Below are 219 nucleotides of genomic sequence, written 5' to 3'. Positions count from 1 at the left end.
GATTTATCCGATGCCCTTTTTGCTGCGGGAGTGTTGCCTTATTACCTGCATCAGCTGGATGCAGTGCAGGGAGCAGCNCATTTTGCCGTGCCCGATGCCATTGCCCGGGAGCTGCATGCGGACTTGCGTGCGCGCCTGCCGGGCTTTCTGGTGCCAAGGCTGACTCGGGAAGAGCCGGGAGAGCCCGCTAAAACGGTGCTGGCCGGTTAAGAGGCGCGG

Annotated in this window: 1 pseudogene; it reads left to right on the top strand. The window is 61.9% G+C overall.

The window, feature by feature from the left end:
- A pseudogene (locus A3730_RS31690) lies at nt 1-210 on the top strand (EF-P beta-lysylation protein EpmB); the annotation flags it as partial.
- Nucleotides 211-219 lie beyond the last annotated feature (9 nt).

It is taken from the genome of Alcanivorax sp. HI0044, from assembly GCF_001634945.1.
Note: the sequence above shows the minus strand (reverse complement) of the source record. Positions and strands in the feature narration are given on the sequence as shown.